This is a genomic window from Corynebacterium sp. MSK204, from assembly GCF_030229885.1.
In the GTDB taxonomy this organism is placed as follows: Bacteria; Actinomycetota; Actinomycetes; order Mycobacteriales; family Mycobacteriaceae; genus Corynebacterium.
Window position 1 is genome coordinate 1 of the sequence record NZ_JASPGQ010000045.1, and the last position, 1,504, is coordinate 1,504.

Annotated in this window: 1 protein-coding gene; it reads left to right on the forward strand. The window is 53.0% G+C overall.

Going from position 1 to position 1,504, the window contains the following annotated elements:
• A partial coding sequence (locus QP908_RS11705; protein WP_284772360.1) for a tape measure protein occupies positions 1-1,443 on the forward strand: 1,443 nt, incomplete at its 5' end.
• Positions 1,444-1,504 lie beyond the last annotated feature (61 nt).

Here is a 1,504-nt window from a genome sequence, read left to right on the forward strand (position 1 = left end):
CGTGGCATGGTGGAAAGGTACCTCACTTCCCAGCGAGATGCTGGTTTCAAGGTGTCCACCATCTGGGGGTCAGGTCCGGGAACGTCCTTCCTTATGGGCGATACTGCCCAGGTTGCCTCCGTCATGCTCAGCTCTGGTATTAAACCCGGCCAAGAGCTCCAGGACACGCTGAGTCGTGTTGCTGACTCTGCTGCCCACTCTGGCGTGTCCATGGGTGAGATGGGCTCAATCTGGTCGAAGGTTGCTGCCCGTGGTCACGTTGATGGTGAGGTTATGGCTCAGTTGATGGACCGAGGAATTGGTCTGCAACAAAAGCTTGCCGACCAGATGGGCGTGACTAAAGAAGAAGTCACCGACATGATTAGCTCGGGCAAGGTCTCTTTCGAGGACTTTTCCAATGCCATGAACGACATGTTCGACGGCGCCGCCCAGAAGCAACGCGAAACATTCAAAGGCTCCTTCGATACTATGGCGGCGTTCGCGTCGCACGTGACTGCAGCGTTCATCCAGCCCTTCTACGATGGCATGATTCCTGTCTTTAATGCGCTGTCGGATGGGTTCGATAGAATCACTCCTCAGATTGGTGATTTCGCTGGGCAACTCTCAGATAAGATTGCCCCGATTTTTGACCATTTGGCTGATGAGGTCATCCCGAAAATGTTCGATGCTATTGCGAACATTGATTTTGATTCGGTGATGGATTCCTTTTCCTCCATGGGTGATGTGGCTGTGCAGGCATGGCCTGCAGTTGAGCAGCTTGGGAGCTCACTGGGGCAGCTTCTTAGCGCTATTGCGCCTATTCTGCCTTCGATTGTCACCGCCATGGGGTCTATCGCTGTGGGTAGTCTGCCTGCTATTGTCGACCTTCTCAATGCTCTTGCCCCGCTGATTTCTACTGTCGTTGTCCCGGCTGTGGAGGTGCTTACTGACCAGATGGCGAAGCATCCGGGGTTGGCTGCTGCGGCTGCTGGTGGGTTTATGACGTGGGCTAAGGTTATTGCGCCGATTACTCGCGGGTTTAAGGCGTTTAAGGCAGGCGGCGACATTATCGCATCATTCGGGCCGAAATTGGGTCCTGCGATTAAGGGTTTTATGGGGTTCCGTAAGGCTTTGGGCGGAATCATTAAGTTTGGGCGCATCATCTTCACCGGGATACGCACTTTGCCTGCACTACTGGGAGCTATTTTTAACACGAACCCAATCGGCCTTATTGTCACGGCTATTGCTGCTGTCGTTGCAGGTATTACACTCTTTTTGACAAAGACCGAGGCCGGGCATCAAATCTTGTCGAAGATTGGTGATGCTTTCCGCGGTTTCTGGGATTGGCTTCAGCCTGTCTTCTCCACTATTGGTGAGTGGTTTTCGAAAGCGTGGGGTGTGATTCAACAGGTAGCTCCTTACATCATTACCGCGCTTATCACGCCTATGGTCAAGTCCGTTTGAGTGGTGTTTCTACCTTTCGATAGAGCATGCAGTGTGATGGTGTCAGGGGCCAGCACGTGCT